Raw genomic sequence first — 17328 nt, 5'->3', positions numbered from 1 at the left:
CAGTCGCTTAGCATGGCCCCTTGATGGAAGTTCAGCCTGCCGCATTCCTGCGCACCACGCTTCCGCTCGACCTGTCCCGGCTCGCGGAGTTGGACGACGGGCGCTACCACTCGATCTGGCTTCCCGATCACCTGGTCAGCTTCTGGCCGGACTCGATCTGGACTCCCGAGTTCACGGATCTGGCCGCCGCCTCGCCCTCGCCGCACCGTCACCTCGACGGCCTGGCGGTCGCATCGGCGGCCGCGGTGCTGACCCGAAACGTCCCGATCGTCAGCGCCGTCGTCGACACCGTGCGCCGGCATCCCTGCATGCTGGCCCAAACGGCGCTGACCATCGACCACCTCGCCAAAGGCCGCTTCATCCTGGGCCTGGGCAGCGGCGAGAGCGAGAACACCGTGCCGTACGGGTTCGACTTCGCGCGGGCGGTCAGCCGTTTCGAAGAGGCGCTTACGGTGATCCGCCTGCTGTGGGCGAGCGACGGCCCGGTCGACTTCGAGGGCCGGTTCTATGCGCTGCGGCACGCGCGGTTGGATACCGAGGCCTACGAGGGCCGGGCCCCGCAAATCTGGATCGGCGGCAGCGGGCCACGGATGCTCGGCATCGCGGGCCGCCACGCCGACGGATGGTGGCCGGCCGGCGCCTGGACTCCCGAGCAGTACGCCGAGATGCTCGCCGCCGTAAGGGCTTCCGCCGACCGCGCCGGCCGCGACCCGGCGGCGATCACTCCGTGCTTCATCCAGGTGTGTCTGATCGGGCGGGACGAAGCGGCGCTCGCCGACATCCTGCGGGCTCCCCTGGTCAAGGCGTTTCTGCTGCAGGTTTCGGCGGAGACGTTGCGCGACTTCGGTTTTGACCACCCGATGGGCGAGGGCTGGCGCGGATTCCAGGACATCGACCCGGCCACGCTGACCCGCGAAAGGATCCGCACGTTCCTCGACAAGGTGGAACCTGAAATGATCCTCGCAGTGGTGCCGCACGGAACGCCCGCGGAAGTCGCCAAGGTCGTCAAGACCTATGTGGACGCCGGTCTGCGCGTGCCCAAGATCCTTGACTACGGAGCCATGGCCGGCCTGCGGTACGCCGAATCCTCGGCCGCCAACGTCCGGGAGGCCGAAGACGAACTGCTGCGGCTGTGCCGGGGCGCACCGTGACCGCGCGCCTGGACGCCGCCGCACTGCTACGCGCCGCGGAAACCGCAACCGGGGCAAACGACTACGGCGATCCCACACTGCCGCAGCGCTTCAGCGTTGCCGTCGAGCACCTGAACGGCATAGGGATGGATACGACGGGCAACGCCGAAGCGGCGCAAGTGTGCCTCTGGCTGCTGACCTCTCGCCTCGAGTTCATCGAGGACCGCAACCGGTACCCGATCGCCGACGAGGCGATTGTGGCACCGATGTTCGTCACCGGCGAACCCCGTTCCGGCACCACGCTGATGCACGCGTTGATGTCGGTCGATCCGCACGCGCGGGCGCTGCGGTTCTGGGAGGTGATGTACCCGTCGCCGCCCCCGGGCGTCGCCGGCCCAGACGACCCGCGGCGCGAACGCGCCGACGCCGACTGGCGGGAAATCAACGCGAAGCTACCGAAATGGCTGCACAGTCATCCCTATAACGACATGCTCGGCGACGGCCTGCCCGAAGACGAGCGCACGTGGGCGTTCGACTTTCGGGTCATGACCCCGACCGCCTGGTGGCGGGTGCCGATGCAGTCGCTGGTCGGTGGGCTGGCCACCGACGCGGCGGCCCAGTATCGGCTGCACAAGGCGATGCTGCAGCAGCTGCAATACCGGCGACCACGAAAACACTGGGTTTTGAAGGGCTTTCACGGCTTTCGGCTCGCCGAACTGTTCCACACCTACCCCGATGCCGTGCTGATGTGGCTGCACCGCGATCCGGTACAGGTCGCCGCGTCGCGCACGATGATGATGGCCGACATCATGGACGGCATCGTCGGACCCGTAGACCTGCGCGTCGAGGCGAAGAAGCACCTCGAGATGACGCGGGCCAGCATCGCCAACACGATGAACAACCCACTCGTGGACGATCCGCGCATCCTGCACGTCCGCTACACCGATTTCACCGCCGACGCCATCGCCACCGTACGGCGTTACTATGCGTTCCGCGGCCGCACGCTGACACCGGAAGCCGAGTCGGCCATGCGCGGATACCTCGTCGACAACCGGCCCGACCGCTACGGCAAGTTCACCTACTCCACCCGGCTGCTGACCGACATCGGCGAAGACCTCGGCGCGCTGCACTCCGAATTCCGGCCGTTCCGTGAACGATTCGGCGTCGAGATCGAGAACCGCGCGTGACCCACCCCCGCCTGTCAGTACACGACGTCACCTTCCACGGCGCGAAGCCCACCGAACTCGAGAACTACTGGGCCGCGCTCGGCGTGGCGCGGTTGAGCATCCTGGACAGCCGGTTGCTCGACCCGTCATTCGCGTTGCGGCGCAACAACTATGCCGTCGAGGCGGTGTTTCACCTGTTCGCGGGCGGACGGCTGGATACCGAACCACAGGCCGCGCGGCAGGCGCTGTGCACGGTGATCGACGCCGCGGCCGGGGTTCAAGCGCGCACCGTCTACCTGCTCACCGGCGGGCGTGGGACGCTGACCTGGGCACGGGCCGCCGAACGGTTCTGCGCGATGATCGCCCCCTGCGTGGAGCACGCCAACCGGGCGGGCGTCGGGCTGGCGATCGAGAACGCCTCCAGCCTGTACGCCGATATCCACATCGCCCACACGCTGCGGGACACCATCGCGCTGTCCGAGATGAGCGGGCTGGGCATCTGTATCGACGTGTTCCACTGTTGGGCCGAAGGCGATTTCGAGGCGCTGGTGCGGCGCGCCCTACCGCGGACCCTGCTCATCCAGTTGAGCGACTACGTGCTGGGCGACCGCGCGCTGCCGGGCAGGGCGGTACCCGGGGACGGCGCGATCCCCCTCGAAGCGTTCGTCGGCCAAGCCCTCGCCGGCGGCTATGCGCACGGATTCGACCTGGAACTGATCGGTCCCCGCATCGAAACCGAGGGCCGGCTGGAATCCGCCCGTCGCGCATGTGATGTCGTCGGCGCCATGCTCGACAGATCGGGCGCCTGACGATGGCATACGGTGACGGCCCCGACGACGCGGCCCTGCGGTCGGCATGGAGCGAATTCTGCGCGCAACTTCAGCGCGCGGGCGAGCAGGTCTTCAAGGACGCCAACGCCACCTCGGGTCCGCAGCGCGTCGACGGGTTCCGCTTCCTCACCCAAAACCTGGGCCAGGCTTTCGATCTGGCGCTCGAGACCCGCGACGCCCGCTATCCGGCGCTGCACTCGTTCTGCGGTCCGACCCGCAAGCTAGGCGGCGACTGCGCCGATTTCACCTATCAGCAGGCGTGGATCGACGGGAATTCGACGTACCGGTTGACCGGCACGCGCGGCACCGCGCGGTTCCTCAACGTCACGGTCCAAGGGCCACGGCAACCCGGGCCGGGAGTGCTGCACGAGCCGTTCGGCGATACCCCGGAGGCAAACGTCTTCGGCCATCAACTCGCCACCACCGACGACGGCGAATTCGAGCTCTACATTGGCGGCCCCGAAGGCGGACCCGAAGGCGGACCCGAAGGCGGACCGAACTGGCTGCCCACCACCGCGGGCTCGCGAAAGCTGTTCATCCGACAGGGCTTTGACCGCTGGGACGAGACGCCCGCCCGGCTGCGCATCGAACGTGTCGACATGGCCTCCCCCAGGCCGCTGCCCACCCCCGGCGCCATGATCGAGGCGATCGGCTGGGCGGGTGACTTCGTCACCGGCCTGATGGCGGATTGGCCGGAGTTCCCGTTCACCTACGGCGGCGTCGACGCCGACCATCCCAACACTTTCCCCCAGGTCGGCACCACCGCGGCGGACGGCAAGCGCGGCCGGGCCGCCACCAACATGTACTGGGAGCTGCGGCCCGACGAGGCGCTGATCGTCGAGTTCGACGCCCACGACGGGTTGTGGATGTTCACCAACATGGGCGCCTTCTTCACCAGCATGGACTACCTCTACCGGCCGGTGAGCTACACGCCGAGCCGCACCAGGGTCGACCGCGACGGCCGCATCCGCCTGGTCATGGCGCACCGGGATCCCGGCGTCCACAACTGGCTGGACACGCAGGGCTTCGAGCGCGGCAACCTGACCTATCGCCACATGCTCGAGGGTCAACCCGCCGCCCTGCACACCCGCGTCGTCCTCCACGACGAGCTGGGCCGGACCCTGCCCGCGGACACCGCCACGGTAAGCCCGGCCGACCGCACCGCCGCGATGTGGGAGCGATTCCACGGCATCCGGCGGCGGTATGCGGCCCTATAAGGCCGGCGATCGGCCGCGAGCGGCCCCAAAGGCGCGGCAAGACACCGCTTAAGCAAACAATTTGAGGACCCTCACCGCCAAGCGGCCAAGCCGTCCAAGCGGCCAAGGCTATCTGTCGGACCCGTTAGTCGTAATGTCGAAGATCGTGACTGAGATCCACGAAGACGAACTGACCGGACTCTCCGAATTCTCGCTGCTCTCGGAGAACGCCGAACAGGCCGGCGTGACGGGCCCACTGCCCGACGTGCAGCGGGTCGAGGCGGGTGAGGGCGAAGCGAAGATCAGCGCGCTGCGCTGGGGCGAGGCGCCGCGGATCGTGTTTCTGCACGGCGGCGGGCAGAACGCGCACACCTGGGACACGGTGATCGTCGGCCTCGGTGAGTCCGCCCTGGCCGTCGACCTGCCGGGCCACGGCCACTCGGCCTGGCGCGAGGACGGTGACTACTCCCCCAAGCACAACGCGGCCGCGTTGGCGCCCCTGGTCCGGGACCTCGCGTCGGGCGCCGACCTCGTCGTGGGCATGTCGCTGGGCGGACTGACGGCGATTCGGCTGGCCGCCGAGGCGCCGGACCTGGTGGGCGAACTCGTCCTGATCGACGTCACCCCGTCGGCGCTGCAGCGGCACGCCGAGCTCACCAAGGAGCAGCAGGGCACGGTGGCGTTGATGCACGGCGAGCGGGAGTTCCCCACCTTCCAGGCGATGCTGGACCTGACCGTGGCCGCGGCGCCGCACCGCGAGGTCAAGGCGCTGCGCCGCGGCGTGTTCCACAACTCCCGTCGGCTCGACAACGGCAACTGGACCTGGCGCTACGACGCCATCCGCACCTTCCCCGACTTCACCGGCCTGTGGGACGACGTCGACCGGCTGTCGGCGCCCGTCACCCTCATCCGCGGCGGGTCGTCCGGCTTCGTCACCGACGACGATGCGGACGAACTCGCCAGACGCGCAACGCAATTCCGCGGCGCACACATCGTCGAAAACTCGGGGCACTCGGTGCAAAGCGATCAGCCCCGCGCCCTGATCGAGCTGTTGAAGGGGGTGCTGGCCGCATGAGGCCCGTCCGGATCGGCGTGCAACTGCAACCTCAGCACGCCCCGCACTACGGCAGTATCCGCGACGCCGTCCGCCGCTGCGAAGACCTCGGCGTCGACATCGCTTTCACCTGGGATCACTTCTTCCCGCTCTACGGAGATCCCGACGGCCCGCACTTCGAGTGCTGGACCGTGCTGGCGGCCTGGGCCGAGCAGACGTCGCGCATCGAGATCGGCGCCCTGGTGACGTGCAACTCCTACCGCAACCCCGAGCTGCTGGCCGACATGGCCCGCACCGTCGACCACATCTCCGACGGGCGGCTGATTCTGGGGATCGGCTCGGGCTGGAAAGACAGGGACTACGAGGAGTACGGCTACGAGTTCGGCACCGCCGGCGGCCGCCTGGACGAACTGGCGGCCGCCCTGCCGCGGATCAAGTCGCGCCTGGCCAAGCTCAACCCGCCGCCCACCCGCGACATTCCGGTGCTGATCGGCGGCAAGGGCCCCCGCAAGACGCTGCGGCTGGTCGCCGAGTACGGCGACATCTGGCACGGCTTCACCACGGTCGAGACCTACCCGGACGCGGCGGCCATTCTGGACGAGCACTGCGCCGCCGTCGGGCGGGACCCGGCCGCCATCGAACGATCGGCCGGCGTAGAGGACAACACCGGCGTCCGACGCGGCGAGGGAACCGACGCGCTGATCGCCAACGCCGAGGGTCTCACCGGGCTCGGCGTGACGCTGCTGACCGTCGGTGTCAACGGCCCGGATCACGACCTGACCGCCGCCGAGGCGCTGTGTCGTTGGCGCGACAGCCGCTGAGCGCCCGAATTACCTTCAGCTTCATCTGCCAAACGCCTGAATGAGCACGCCGAGTCGTGAGAAACTTTCCGCGCTGACTCCGAGGTTGCAAGGGGTTGCGCGGGTTTGGGGTGAGAAAGAGGCGACGAGAGACCGATGCCGAAGAAATACGGGGTGAAAGAAAAGGATCAGGTTGTTTCGCACATCCTCAACCTGGTGCTTACGGGCAAGCTGCGCAGCGGCGACCGCGTCGACCGCAATGAGATCGCGCACGGCTTGGGAGTGAGCCGCGTCCCGATTCAAGAGGCGCTGGTCCAACTCGAGCACGACGGCATCGTCTCGACCCGCTATCACCGGGGCGCGTTCGTAGAACGGTTCGACGAGGCCACCGTCCTCGAACACCACGAACTCGACGGCCTGCTGAACGGCATCGCCGCGGCCCGGGCGGCCACCAACCCCACGCCGCGGATCCTGGGGCAGCTTGACGCCCTGATGCGGGCGCTGCGCCTGGCGAAGGAGTCGCGGGCGTTCACCGAGGTCGCCAGGGAATACCGGCGGACCATCAACGACGAATACGCCGGGCCGCGGCTGCACGCCACCATCCGCGCCTCGCAGAACCTCATCCCCCGGGTGTTCTGGACGACCTACCAGGTCAACCGGGACGACATGTTGCCGTTCTACGAGGACGAGAACGCGGCCATCCACCGGCACGACCCGGAAGCCGCGCGGGTAGCGTGCGTCGGCCGGTCCTACCTGATGGCCCAGACGATGCTGGCCGAACTGTGCCGGCGCAGGGTGTTCGCGGCACCCGAAGTCCCCGGGCCACTTCGGGTGCTCGCCGGGGTCGAATCGACGCGCGGCGAGCCGTCGATCGCGCTCTGAACGATTCGCGCCCGCCGTCAATCGCTACGGTGGCGGTGATGGGTGTGTGCATGGACCGGCGAACGAATCGCGGCGCGAGACTGCTTTCGATGGCGGCCACGATCCTGCTCGTGTGCGCCCTCACGTCGGGCGCGCTGGCCGCGCCTGCGTCCGCCGACCGCAACCAATGCGCGCCGCCCGGGCTGGAAACCGCGACGACCCTGCCCAAGGACCTGATCGAAAACGACGCGGCGGCCCGCGACGACCCGAACACCACGCCCAATGTCGAACCGCTGAGCTCGGTGGATGTCAATGCGCTCGGCCTCGGCACGCCGGGTGTCCTGACCGTGGGCACGCTCTCGGACGCGCCGCCCAACACCTGCATTAACCCGACTGGACGATTCAGCGGGTTCGACAACCAGTTGCTGCGTGCCATGGCCAAGAAACTGGGCCTTCAGGTCCGCTTCGTCGGCACCAACTTCGCCGGGCTGCTGGCGCAGGTGGCGTCGCGGCGTTTCGACGTCGGTTCGGCGTCCGTCAAGGCCACCGAGGCGCGCCGGCACACCGTCGCCTTCACCAACGGATACGACTTCGGCTACTACGCGCTGGTGGTGCCGCCGGGCTCGCCGATCAAGAAGTTCAGCGACCTGGCCGAGGGGCAGCGCATCGGCGTCGTGCAGGGCACCGTCGAGGAGTCCTACGTTGTGGACACCCTGCAATTGCAGCCGGTGAAATACCCCGACTTCGCGACCGTCTACGCCAGCCTCAAGGCCCGCCAACTCGACGCGTGGGTGGCGCCGTCGCTGCAGGCACAGACCGTGATGCGGGCGGGCGACCCGGCGGCGATCGTGGCCAACACGTTCAGCCCGGGTGCCTTTGTGGCGTTCGCGGTCGCCAAGGAGAACCAACCCCTGGTCGACGCCCTGAACTCCGCCCTGGACGCCGTGATCGCCGACGGCACCTGGGTGAAGCTGTACACCGAATGGATCCCGCGGTCCCTGCCGCCCGGCTGGAAACCGGGGTCGCGCGCCGCGCCCGGCCCGATCCTGCCGGACTTCGCCGCAATCGCCTCCAACCATCACCGCAAGCCGACGGGCCCGGTCGCACCAAAGTCCACGCTGGCCCAGCTGCGCGACTCCTTCTTCGATTGGGACATGTACCGGCAGGCCATCCCGACACTGTTCAAGACCGGGCTGCCGAACACGTTGATCCTGACCGGCAGCGCCAGCGTGCTCGGGATGGTGCTCGGGATGGCGCTCGCCATGGCGGGAATCTCCCATTCCCGCTGGCTGCGCTGGCCGGCGCGGGTCTACACCGACTTCTTCCGCGGTCTGCCCGAGGTGGTGATCATCCTGATCATCGGCTTGGGCGTGGGGCCATTGGTGGCCGGGCTGACCAACAACGATCCCTACCCGCTGGGCATCGCCGCCCTGGGCCTGATGGCCGCCGCCTACGTCGGCGAGATCCTGAGGTCGGGAATCCAGAGCGTGGATCCCGGCCAGCTGGAGGCCTCCCGCGCGCTCGGCTTCAGCTATTCGGCCGCGATGCGTCTGGTGGTGGTGCCGCAGGGCATCCGCCGGGTGCTGCCGGCATTGGTCAACCAGTTCATCGCGTTGCTGAAGGCCTCGGCGCTGGTGTACTTCCTGGGCCTGGTCGCCAACCAGCGTGAGCTGTTTCAGGTGGGCCGGGACCTGAACGCGCAGACCGGCAACCTGTCGCCACTGGTGGCCGCCGGCGCCTTCTACCTGATATTGACGGTTCCGTTAACGCATTTGGTGAACTACATCGACGGACGGCTGCGGCGCGGCCGTACGACCGTCGATCCCGAAGAGACGCCCGACATGCTGAAGTCCACCTTCGGCCAGGAAATGACATGACCGAGCCCGCGGGACGTACATCGGTGTCGTTGGAAGCCAGGGAGATTCACCAGACCCTCGGCGGGACAACGGTGTTGCGCGGTGTCGATATCGAGGCCGCGGCGGGTAGCACGGTGGCGATCGTCGGGCCGTCCGGTTCGGGCAAGTCGACGGTGCTGCGCACCCTGAACCGCCTGCACGAACCCGATAGCGGCGACATTCTTCTCGACGGCCGTTCGGTGCTGCGCGACGATGCCAACGAGCTGCGGCAGCGCATCGGGATGGTGTTCCAGCATTTCAACCTGTTCCCGCATCGCAGCGTGCTGGACAACGTCGCGCTGGCGCCGCGCAAGCTGCGACGGCTGTCCGCCGATGCCGCCCGCGAACTGGCCCTGACGCAGCTGGATCGAGTTGGCCTGAAGCACAAGGCCAGTGCCCGCCCCGGCATGCTTTCGGGCGGACAACAACAGCGGGTCGCGATCGCGCGAGCGTTGGCGATGACCCCGCAGGTGATGTTCTTCGACGAGGCCACCTCGGCCTTGGATCCCGAGCTGGTCAAGGGAATTCTGCAGCTCATCGCCGATCTGGGCGCCGAGGGCATGACGATGATCGTCGTCACGCACGAAATGGGCTTCGCCCGCTCGGCGTCGGACACTGTCGTCTTCATGGATAACGGCAAGGTCGTGGAATCCGGGCCGCCCGATCAGATATTCGAGGCCGCGCAAACCGACCGGCTGCAGCGGTTCCTGTCACAAGTACTTTGACGATCTAAAACTAACCTCCCATTGGTACCTTCTGCGCCCGCCATGGCAGGTTAGACTGCCGACTTATGGCGGACAGCGAATCCACCGCACCGGAATTGGCGGAGCTGGCGGAAGGGCTGCATCGTGCGCTTTCCAAGCTATTTGGGCTCCTGCGGCGCGGGGATCCGAATGGCGCGGTGGCCGGGGAATTGACGCTGGCGCAGCTTTCTATTCTTGTCACGCTGCTCGACCAGGGGCCCATCCGGATGACCGACCTCGCCGCCCACGAGCGGGTGCGGACGCCCACCACCACCGTGGCGATCCGGCGGCTGGAAAAGATCGGCCTGGTCAAGCGCTCGCGGGACCCGTCGGACCTGCGGGCGGTGTTGGTGGACATCACCCCACGGGGGCGGGCGGTGCACAGCGAATCCCTGGCCAACCGGCGGGCGGCCCTGGCCGCAATGCTCGGCCAACTGCCCGCGTCCGACTTGAACACGCTGATGAAGGCGCTAAAACCGCTGGAACGCCTGGCGTCCGGCGACACCGCCGCCGGTGCCGCGGGAGATTCACCTGCTCGCAAGCAGGCTTGGAATTATATGAATCTCAACAGCATTGATTAGCCGGGACGTCAGAGCCCGTCAGGGCGCCCGTAATCTGGATGCATGCCCGCTGCTCTCATCACCGGGGCCGGCGGTGGTATCGGTTCCGCGATAGCCGCCGCGCTGGCGCCGACGCACGAATTGCTGCTGGCCGGGCGGCCGTCCGAGCGGCTCGATGCCGTCGCGGAACGCCTGGACGCCACCACCATTGCCCTGGACTTGAGCGACGTGGACGCGATCGAGTCCGCCTGCGCGAACGTGGACGAGCTCGACGTGCTGGTGCACAACGCCGCGATATCCATCCCGGGCCCGGTCGCCGAGTCACACATCAAGGAGTGGCGCGCCACGTTCGACGTCAATGTCTTTGCACCAGTAGCTCTTACGCTGGCGCTGCTGCCGGCCCTGCGGCGCGCCCGCGGCCAGGTGGTATTGATCAACTCCGGTGCGGGACTCCGAGTTTCGGCAGGCATGGCGTCGTATTCGGCCAGCAAGTTCGCGCTGCGCGCGTTTGCCGACTCGCTGCGCGACGACGAGCCCGAACTGCGGGTGACCACCGTGTACCCGGGCCGCACCGACACCGACATGCAGCGCGAAATCATCGAATTCTCCGGCGGCGATTACGATCCGTCGAAGTTCATGCGACCCGAAACCGTCGCGGCGGCCGTCGCCACCGCGGTGAACACCCCCCGCGACGGCCAACTCCACGAGGTCGTGATCCGCCCCAGCCGGGCCTAGACGACCAGGTTGACCAGCCGGCCGGGGACGACGATCACCTTGCGCGGTGTGGCGCCCGCCAAAAAGGCCTGCACCTTGTCGTCGGCCAGCGCGGCCGCCTTCAGGGCTGCTTCGTCGGCGTCGGCGGGCACGACCACGCGACCGCGCACCTTGCCGTTCACCTGCACCGGATATTCGACGGTGTCGTCGACGAGGTAGGCCGGATCGGGCTGCGGGAACGGTCCATGCGCCAGCGAGGCGGTGTGCCCCAGCCGCCGCCACAACTCCTCGGCCAGGTGCGGAGCCAGCGGCGCCAGCAGCAACACGAGCGGTTCGACCGCCGCCCGGGGTACCGCGTCGCGGTGCTCCTTGGTGAGATGGTTGGTGTACTCGATCAGCTTGGCGACCGCGGTGTTATTGCGCAGCGCCGCAAAGTCTTCGGACACTCCGGCGATGGTGCGGTGCAACTCGCGCAGCGTGCCGGCGGCCAATTCCCCGTCTACCACCTGGGTTTCGCCGGTCTCCTCGTCGACCACCAACCGCCAGACCCGCTGCAGGAAGCGGTGCGCGCCGACGACGTCCTTGGTGGACCACGGCCGCGAAGCCTCCAACGGCCCCATCGCCATCTCGTACACCCGCAGCGTGTCCGCGCCGTAGCCGTCACAGATCTCGTCAGGCGATATCGAATTCTTCAGGCTCTTGCCGATTTTGCCGAATTCCTGGAAGACCTCGACCTCGCCGTCGGGACCCGGATAGCAGAACTTGCCGTCGCGCTCGACCACCTGCGCCGCGGGCACATACATCCCCCGCGCGTCGGTGTAGGCGAAGGCCTGGATCAGGCCCTGGTTGACCAGCCTGCGGAACGGCTCCCTCGAGCTGACGTAGCCCAGGTCGTAGAGCACCTTGTGCCAGAACCGCGAGTACAGCAGGTGCAGCACCGCGTGTTCGGCACCCCCGACGTACAGGTCGACGCCGCCGGGATCGTCCGGTCCGTGTTCGACGGGCCGCGGACCCATCCAGTACGCCTCGTTCTCCTTGCCGCAGAAGCGCTCTGAGTTGTGCGGGTCGACGTAGCGCAGTTCGTACCAGGAACTGCCGGCCCAGTTCGGCATGACGTTGGTGTCGCGGGTGTAGGGCCGCAGGCCGTCGCCGAGATCCAGCTCCACGTGCACCCAGTCGGTCGCCTTGGCCAGCGGCGGCGACGGATCGCTGTCGGCGTCGTCCGGGTCGAACAGCACCGGCAAGTAGTCCGGCACGTCGGGCAATTCGACCGGCAGCGCGGCGTCGTCGAGCGCGTGCGGGCGTCCGTCGTCGTCGTAGACGATCGGGAACGGCTCGCCCCAATACCGTTGTCGGGCGAAAAGCCAGTCACGAAGCTTGAATTCGATGCGGGCCCGGCCGCGGCCCTCGGACTCCAGGCGCGCGGTGATGGCCTCCTTGGCGGCGGCCACGTCCATGCCGTCGAGATAACCGGAGTTCACCAGCGTGCCGTCGCCCGTGTGCGCGGCCTCCGAAATATCGCCGCCGGCAATGACTTCGACGACGGGCAGGCCGAACGCGCGGGCGAAGTCCCAGTCACGCTGGTCGTGGCCGGGGACCGCCATGATGGCTCCCGTACCGTAGCCGGCCAGCACGTAGTCGGCGATGAAGATCGGTACCGGCTTGCCGTTGGCCGGGTTGGTCGCGTAGCTGCCCAGGAAGACGCCGGTCTTCTCCTTGCTCTCCTGGCGTTCCAGGTCCGACTTCGCGCCGATCGCGCGGAGGTAGGCCGCTACGGCCGCAGCCGGGGTCTCCGCACCGTAGGTCCAGTGCGGGTCGGTGCCGTCGGGCCAGGCGACCGCCACCAAGTCGTCGACCAGGTCGTGCTCCGGTGCCAGCACCAGGTATGTGGCGCCGAACAGGGTGTCGGGGCGGGTGGTGAATACCTCGATGTCGCGCGGTTGGCCGTCGGCCCCGGTCGCCGCGAACAACGCCTGGGCGCCGGTGGAACGGCCGATCCAGTTGCGCTGCATCGCTTTTATCTGATCCGGCCAGTCCAGCACGTCCAGGTCGTTGAGCAGCCGGTCGGAATACGCGGTGATCCGCATCATCCACTGCCGCAGGCGCTTCCGGAACACCGGGAAGTTGCCGCGCTCGCTGCGCCCGTCGGCGGTGACCTCTTCGTTCGCCAGCACCGTGCCCATTCCGGGGCACCAGTTCACCATCGAGTCCACCCGGTAGACCAGCCGGTGGCTGTCGATGACGTCGGACCGCTCCCCCGCCGACAGCGTCGCCCACTGCCGTCCGTCTTCCGGACTGCGCGCGCCGGACTCGAATTCGGCGACCAGCTCGGCGATCGGACGGGCCTTGTCCGCCGCGGTGTCGAACCAGGCGTTGTAGATCTGCAGGAAGATCCACTGCGTCCACTTGTAGAAGTCGGCATCGGTGGTCGAGAAGCTGCGCCGGCTGTCGTGGCCGAGGCCCAGGCGGCCCAGCTGGCGGCGGTAGTTCACCACGTTGGCCTCGGTCGTGGTGCGCGGGTGGGTGCCGGTTTGCACGGCGTATTGCTCGGCGGGCAACCCGAAGGAGTCGAACCCGAAGGCGTGCAGGACATTACGCCCGAGCATCCGGTGGTAGCGGCCGTAGATGTCGGTGGCGATGTATCCCAGCGGGTGTCCGACGTGCAGGCCTTCCCCCGACGGGTAGGGGAACATGTCCATGATGAAGAGCTTGTCCTCCGGCAGCGCGGACCCGTCGGCTGGAGCCAGGTCACCCACCGGGTTGGGCACATTGAACGTCCCCAGCTCGGCCCACTGCTGCTGCCAGGTGCTTTCGATACGTCTGGCCAGCGCCGCCGAGTAGCGGTGACGCGGCGCGTCGGGGTCCGCGGCGGTCGGGGAGTCGGTCACGTCAACAGGGTAGTGGGCGGTGTTCGCGGAGCCCGCGGCCACAGGTTGATATCGGTTGCGTCGCGCACCGATCAGAGGTTCATCCCAGGTCTATTTCGAGCCTGTCCGCCGCGTCTGACCACTGGTTACAGTCAGCCTCAACGACGGGCGACGGTGCCCGGAGCAGGGAAGGATCGACGCAAATGTCTCAGGTCACACGGACGTGGCTGGCAGTCACGGGAGGCCTGGCCGCCGGAGCGATCGGGGTCACCGCCTTCGCCGGTGCCACCGCCTCCGCGGCACCGCTGCAGCCCGTGCCCGCGCCCACCCCGGGCGTGGTCGCACCGGCGCAGGCCCCGCAGAACGCCGCCCCCCAGCCTGGCCTGCCGAGCAACAACAACAGGATCGTCCAAGCTCCGCAGGGGGCGAACCCGGCCACCTCGCCGATTCCGTCGGCCGCTCCCCCGCCCGCCGCGGTGCCCGCCGCGGTGACCGGGTCGATCCGGGACTACCTGCAGTCGAAGGGCGTCAAGCTTGAGGTCCAGAAGCCGCAGACCCTCAAGGCCCTCGAGATCACCCTGCCGGTGCCCAGCCGCTGGACCCAGGTGCCCGACCCCAACGTGCCGGACGCGTTCGTGGTGATCGCCGACCGGCTGGGCAACAGCCTGTACACCTCGAACGCGCAGGTGGTGGTCTACAAGCTGGTCGGCGACTTCGACCCCAAGGAGGCCATCACCCACGGCTTCGCCGACAGCCAGCAGCTGCTCGCGTGGCAGACCACGAACGCCTCGCAAGCCGACTTCATGGGCTTCCCGTCGTCGGCCATCGAGGGCACGTTCCGGCAGAACGACATGACGCTGAACACCTCGCGGCGGCACGTCATCGTCACGTCGGGCAAGGACAGGTACCTGGTGTCGCTCGCCGTGACCACCGGGCTTTCGCAGGCGGTCGGCGACGGGCCCGCCACCAACGCCATCATCAACGGGTTCCGGGTGACGGTGCCGGGCGCCGCGCCCGCGCAGGCACCCGTCGCCCAGGCGCCCGTCGCCCCGGCACCCATTCCGGCCCAGGCACCCGTCGCCCCGGCACCCATTCCGGCCCATGTCCCGGTCCCCGCCCAGGCACCGGTTCCGGCCCAGGCACCCATTCCGGCGGGTGCCCCGGCACCCATACCGGCCCAGGCAGCGGTCCCCGCCCAGGCGCCCATTCCGGCGGGTGTCCCGGCGCCGGCCCCCGGTCAGGCCCTCACCCCGCAGCCCACGCCTAGCCTGCTGGCCCTGCTTCCGGGGCTGCCTCCACTGCCGAACCTGCACCTGAACCTGCTGGGAACGCCCCCGCGGTAGGCACGGGCACGCCGAGTGTCGGGTTGAGACACGGTTTGCAGCCGCAGGCGTGGCACAAGCCGACATTCGAGCGGCGCGGGCGGAGGCGACACATGGGGAGCCCGGCAAGCGGATTGACGGCCCGACTCGTATTGTGGGCCCATGCTGATCGCGGGCGTGCTGTGCGTGTGTGCGGCGGTGGTCTCCGCCGGGTTCGGAACCTGGTCGCTGTACCACGCCCCAACGGTCGATCCCACCCAGGCGGCGGTGCGCGCAATGGCGCCGACCCAGCTGGCCGCCGCGGTGATGCTGACGGCTGGCGGTGTGGTGGCCCTGGTCGCGGCGCCGCACACCGCGCTGGTCGTGGTGATCGTCTGTGTCGCAGGGGCTTTCGGTACGCTGGCTGCCGGGTCGCTGCAGAGCGCACGCTTTGTGGTCAAGCGGGAGGCCTCCGGCTCCGCGCCTGCCGCATGTGTCGGCAACTGCGCGGCCTGCACGCTGTCCTGCCACTGAACACCAGTGCTGAGGTGGCTCTCTAGGGGTCCCGTCGACCTGTTTCTGGTGGCGTTGGTGGGGACGGTGGCCCTCGCCGCCCTGCTGCCCGCGCATGGCGCGGCCGCTGAACGAGTGTCGCTGGCCGCAAAGGCAGCGATCGCGTTGCTGTTCTTTCTCTACGGTGTCCGCTTATCGCCGCAGCAGGCGTGGCACGGCGTGCGGCAATGGCGGCTGCACCTGCTGGTGCTGGCCACCACGTTCGTCCTCTTCCCCATGCTCGGGCTGGCCGCGCGCACGCTGGTGCCCTCGGTGCTGACCATCGACCTGTACAACGGCCTGCTATTTCTGTGCCTGGTCCCGTCCACCGTGCAGTCCTCCATCGCGTTCACGTCGATCGCCAAGGGGCACGTCTCCGCGGCCATCGTGAGCGCGTCGTTGTCCAACATCCTCGGCGTGGCACTGACCCCGCTGCTGGTCATGCTGCTGATGAACACCAGCGCGCCGATCAGCGGCGGCGCCGTGCGCGACATCGTGGTGCAACTGTTGCTGCCGTTCGGGGCGGGACAACTGGCGCGGCCATGGATCGCCGCGGCGGTCGCGCGGCACGCGGCGGTGCTGAAGGTCGTCGACCGCGGATCGATCCTGGTGGTGGTGTACACGGCCTTCTCGATGGGCGTGGTCCAGGGCATCTGGAGCAGCGTCGCCCCCTGGCAGTTGGTGTCGGTCACCGTCGTCGCCACCGTGCTGCTGGCGCTCGTGCTGCTCTGCACCAGGGTCACCGGTCGGCTCGCCCGCCTCGACCGCGGGGACGCGATCGTGCTGCTGTTCTGCGGCTCCAAGAAGAGCCTGGCGTCCGGCCTTCCGATGGCGCTGGTGCTGTTTCCCGCCGCCACGGTCGGATTGAGCATGTTGCCGCTGATGATCTTTCACCAGATCCAGTTGGTCGTCTGCTCGGTGATCGCCAGCAGGCTGGGACGTCAGGTAGAAGACGAACCTAGTTCCGGCTGACGTCGATCGGGTGGGTCGCCAGCATCGAAAGCGGCATCGGCTGGCGGCGCAGCACCTCACCCCACAGGTCCGACCGCGGCCCGACGAGGACGTCGGATGGCAGCGCGGACAACACGATCCAGTCGTCGCGCTCGATCTCGCCCTCGAGCTGACCGATGGTCCAGCCGGAGTATCCGGCGTAGATCCGCACGCCCTCCACCAACGGCGCGATCAGGTCGGGCTCGGCATCGAGGTCCACCATCACCATCCGTCCGGCGACATGGCGCAGGCCCGGCACGCCCTGCGGATCGGCGCCGATCCGCAGCACCGCCAGACACAGCGCCGCGTCGCGCTTCACCGGTCCGCCGATGAACATCGTCTTGGGCTTGGCCGCCAGTTTGGCCCACTGCGGCAACACGTTATAGACGGCGGTCTCGCTGGAGCGGTTCAGCACCACGCCCAGAGTTCCGCCGTCGTTGTGCTCGACGATGTAGATCACGCTGCGCCGGAACGTCGGCTCCAGCAGGTCGGTGTTGGCCAGCAGCAAAGTACCCGCCCGCACCCTCTGTGCGGAGGGTGCGACAAAGTCCTCGGGATCCTCGTGCTGTGGCACCACACCATCATGGCACTCCGGACAGCAACACCGGGGCAAACGAGGTTGGCTGACGAATATTTGTAATGTTGTTGGGGCGACGTCGGACGAGGTCA

At 68.3% G+C, this 17328-nt stretch carries 16 protein-coding genes; 14 read left to right on the top strand and 2 right to left on the bottom strand.

What is annotated here, in order from left to right; genetic code table 11:
* The first annotated feature begins 23 nt into the window (after positions 1–23).
* From AC5Y5V_RS01315 to AC5Y5V_RS01265, 11 genes are all read left to right on the top strand, one after another.
* Positions 24–1151, top strand: a complete 1128-nt coding sequence (locus tag AC5Y5V_RS01315) for an LLM class flavin-dependent oxidoreductase (RefSeq protein WP_499930749.1) — start codon at positions 24–26, stop codon at positions 1149–1151.
* Entirely contained in the window at positions 1148–2317 is a 1170-nt protein-coding gene (locus AC5Y5V_RS01310; RefSeq protein ID WP_499930747.1) for a sulfotransferase family protein, read from the top strand. Before AC5Y5V_RS01315 ends, AC5Y5V_RS01310 begins: the two co-directional genes overlap by 4 nt.
* A complete protein-coding gene (locus AC5Y5V_RS01305) occupies positions 2314–3105 on the top strand; it encodes a sugar phosphate isomerase/epimerase family protein (protein ID WP_499930745.1) in 792 nt (263 codons plus the stop codon). Before AC5Y5V_RS01310 ends, AC5Y5V_RS01305 begins: the two co-directional genes overlap by 4 nt.
* A 2-nt stretch (positions 3106–3107) precedes the next feature.
* Positions 3108–4343: a DUF1214 domain-containing protein gene (locus AC5Y5V_RS01300; protein WP_499930744.1), complete on the top strand. Its 1236-nt coding sequence runs from the start codon at positions 3108–3110 to the stop codon at positions 4341–4343.
* 133 nt (positions 4344–4476) lie between these two features.
* Complete coding sequence (locus tag AC5Y5V_RS01295) at positions 4477–5397, top strand: Rv0045c family esterase (RefSeq protein WP_499930742.1); 921 nt, start codon at positions 4477–4479, stop codon at positions 5395–5397.
* Positions 5394–6197 carry an LLM class F420-dependent oxidoreductase gene (locus tag AC5Y5V_RS01290; protein WP_499930740.1) on the top strand — a complete coding sequence of 268 codons (804 nt, stop codon included), beginning with the start codon at positions 5394–5396 and terminating at the stop codon, positions 6195–6197. Before AC5Y5V_RS01295 ends, AC5Y5V_RS01290 begins: the two co-directional genes overlap by 4 nt.
* Positions 6198–6332: 135 nt before the next feature.
* Positions 6333–7058, top strand: coding sequence for a GntR family transcriptional regulator (locus AC5Y5V_RS01285; protein ID WP_499930738.1), 726 nt, complete (start codon positions 6333–6335; stop codon positions 7056–7058).
* A 50-nt stretch (positions 7059–7108) separates the two neighbouring features.
* Positions 7109–8914 carry an ABC transporter substrate-binding protein/permease gene (locus AC5Y5V_RS01280; protein WP_499930736.1) on the top strand — a complete coding sequence of 602 codons (1806 nt, stop codon included), beginning with the start codon at positions 7109–7111 and terminating at the stop codon, positions 8912–8914.
* Entirely contained in the window at positions 8911–9657 is a 747-nt protein-coding gene (locus AC5Y5V_RS01275) for an amino acid ABC transporter ATP-binding protein (RefSeq protein WP_499930734.1), read from the top strand. The genes AC5Y5V_RS01280 and AC5Y5V_RS01275 overlap by 4 nt, the downstream gene beginning before the upstream one ends.
* A gap of 65 nt (positions 9658–9722) precedes the next feature.
* Complete coding sequence (locus AC5Y5V_RS01270) at positions 9723–10256, top strand: MarR family winged helix-turn-helix transcriptional regulator (protein WP_499930732.1); 534 nt, start codon at positions 9723–9725, stop codon at positions 10254–10256.
* Positions 10257–10298: 42 nt separating this feature from the next.
* A complete protein-coding gene (locus AC5Y5V_RS01265; RefSeq protein WP_499930730.1) occupies positions 10299–10970 on the top strand; it encodes an SDR family oxidoreductase in 672 nt (223 codons plus the stop codon).
* Here the strand turns inward: AC5Y5V_RS01265 and leuS are convergent.
* The gene (gene leuS, locus AC5Y5V_RS01260; protein ID WP_499930728.1) at positions 10967–13837 is read right to left on the bottom strand and encodes a leucine--tRNA ligase; all 2871 of its coding nucleotides are present in this window, start codon (positions 13835–13837) and stop codon (positions 10967–10969) included. The genes AC5Y5V_RS01265 and leuS overlap by 4 nt on opposite strands.
* A 182-nt stretch (positions 13838–14019) precedes the next feature.
* On the opposite strand from leuS, the gene AC5Y5V_RS01255 reads away from it, so the two are divergent.
* The 3 genes from AC5Y5V_RS01255 (at position 14020) to AC5Y5V_RS01245 (ending at position 16641) form a co-directional block, all read left to right on the top strand.
* Entirely contained in the window at positions 14020–15159 is a 1140-nt protein-coding gene (locus AC5Y5V_RS01255) for an LpqN/LpqT family lipoprotein (RefSeq protein ID WP_499930726.1), read from the top strand.
* A gap of 141 nt (positions 15160–15300) precedes the next feature.
* Positions 15301–15651: a hypothetical protein gene (locus AC5Y5V_RS01250; protein ID WP_499930724.1), complete on the top strand. Its 351-nt coding sequence runs from the start codon at positions 15301–15303 to the stop codon at positions 15649–15651.
* A 9-nt stretch (positions 15652–15660) separates the two neighbouring features.
* Positions 15661–16641, top strand: coding sequence for a bile acid:sodium symporter family protein (locus tag AC5Y5V_RS01245; RefSeq protein ID WP_499931091.1), 981 nt, complete (start codon positions 15661–15663; stop codon positions 16639–16641).
* On the opposite strand, the gene AC5Y5V_RS01240 is transcribed toward AC5Y5V_RS01245, so the two are convergent.
* Positions 16628–17236 carry a YqgE/AlgH family protein gene (locus tag AC5Y5V_RS01240; protein ID WP_499930722.1) on the bottom strand — a complete coding sequence of 203 codons (609 nt, stop codon included), beginning with the start codon at positions 17234–17236 and terminating at the stop codon, positions 16628–16630. The genes AC5Y5V_RS01245 and AC5Y5V_RS01240 overlap by 14 nt on opposite strands.
* Positions 17237–17328 lie beyond the last annotated feature (92 nt).

The organism is Mycobacterium sp. NGS68 (assembly GCF_059812195.1).
Note: the sequence above shows the minus strand (reverse complement) of the source record. Positions and strands in the feature narration are given on the sequence as shown.

Bases quoted from the DNA above. Each gene is read 5' to 3' on its own strand.
- AC5Y5V_RS01315 (WP_499930749.1), top strand. From the start codon at position 24: ATGGAAGTTCAGCCTGCCGCATTCCTGCGCACCACGCTTCCGCTCGAC.
- AC5Y5V_RS01300 (WP_499930744.1), top strand. From the start codon at position 3,108: ATGGCATACGGTGACGGCCCCGACGACGCGGCCCTGCGGTCGGCATGG.
- AC5Y5V_RS01280 (WP_499930736.1), top strand. From the start codon at position 7,109: ATGGACCGGCGAACGAATCGCGGCGCGAGACTGCTTTCGATGGCGGCC.
- AC5Y5V_RS01255 (WP_499930726.1), top strand. From the start codon at position 14,020: ATGTCTCAGGTCACACGGACGTGGCTGGCAGTCACGGGAGGCCTGGCC.
- AC5Y5V_RS01285 (WP_499930738.1), top strand. From the start codon at position 6,333: ATGCCGAAGAAATACGGGGTGAAAGAAAAGGATCAGGTTGTTTCGCAC.
- AC5Y5V_RS01275 (WP_499930734.1), top strand. From the start codon at position 8,911: ATGACCGAGCCCGCGGGACGTACATCGGTGTCGTTGGAAGCCAGGGAG.
- AC5Y5V_RS01295 (WP_499930742.1), top strand. From the start codon at position 4,477: ATGTCGAAGATCGTGACTGAGATCCACGAAGACGAACTGACCGGACTC.
- AC5Y5V_RS01270 (WP_499930732.1), top strand. From the start codon at position 9,723: ATGGCGGACAGCGAATCCACCGCACCGGAATTGGCGGAGCTGGCGGAA.
- AC5Y5V_RS01265 (WP_499930730.1), top strand. From the start codon at position 10,299: ATGCCCGCTGCTCTCATCACCGGGGCCGGCGGTGGTATCGGTTCCGCG.
- AC5Y5V_RS01290 (WP_499930740.1), top strand. From the start codon at position 5,394: ATGAGGCCCGTCCGGATCGGCGTGCAACTGCAACCTCAGCACGCCCCG.
- AC5Y5V_RS01250 (WP_499930724.1), top strand. From the start codon at position 15,301: ATGCTGATCGCGGGCGTGCTGTGCGTGTGTGCGGCGGTGGTCTCCGCC.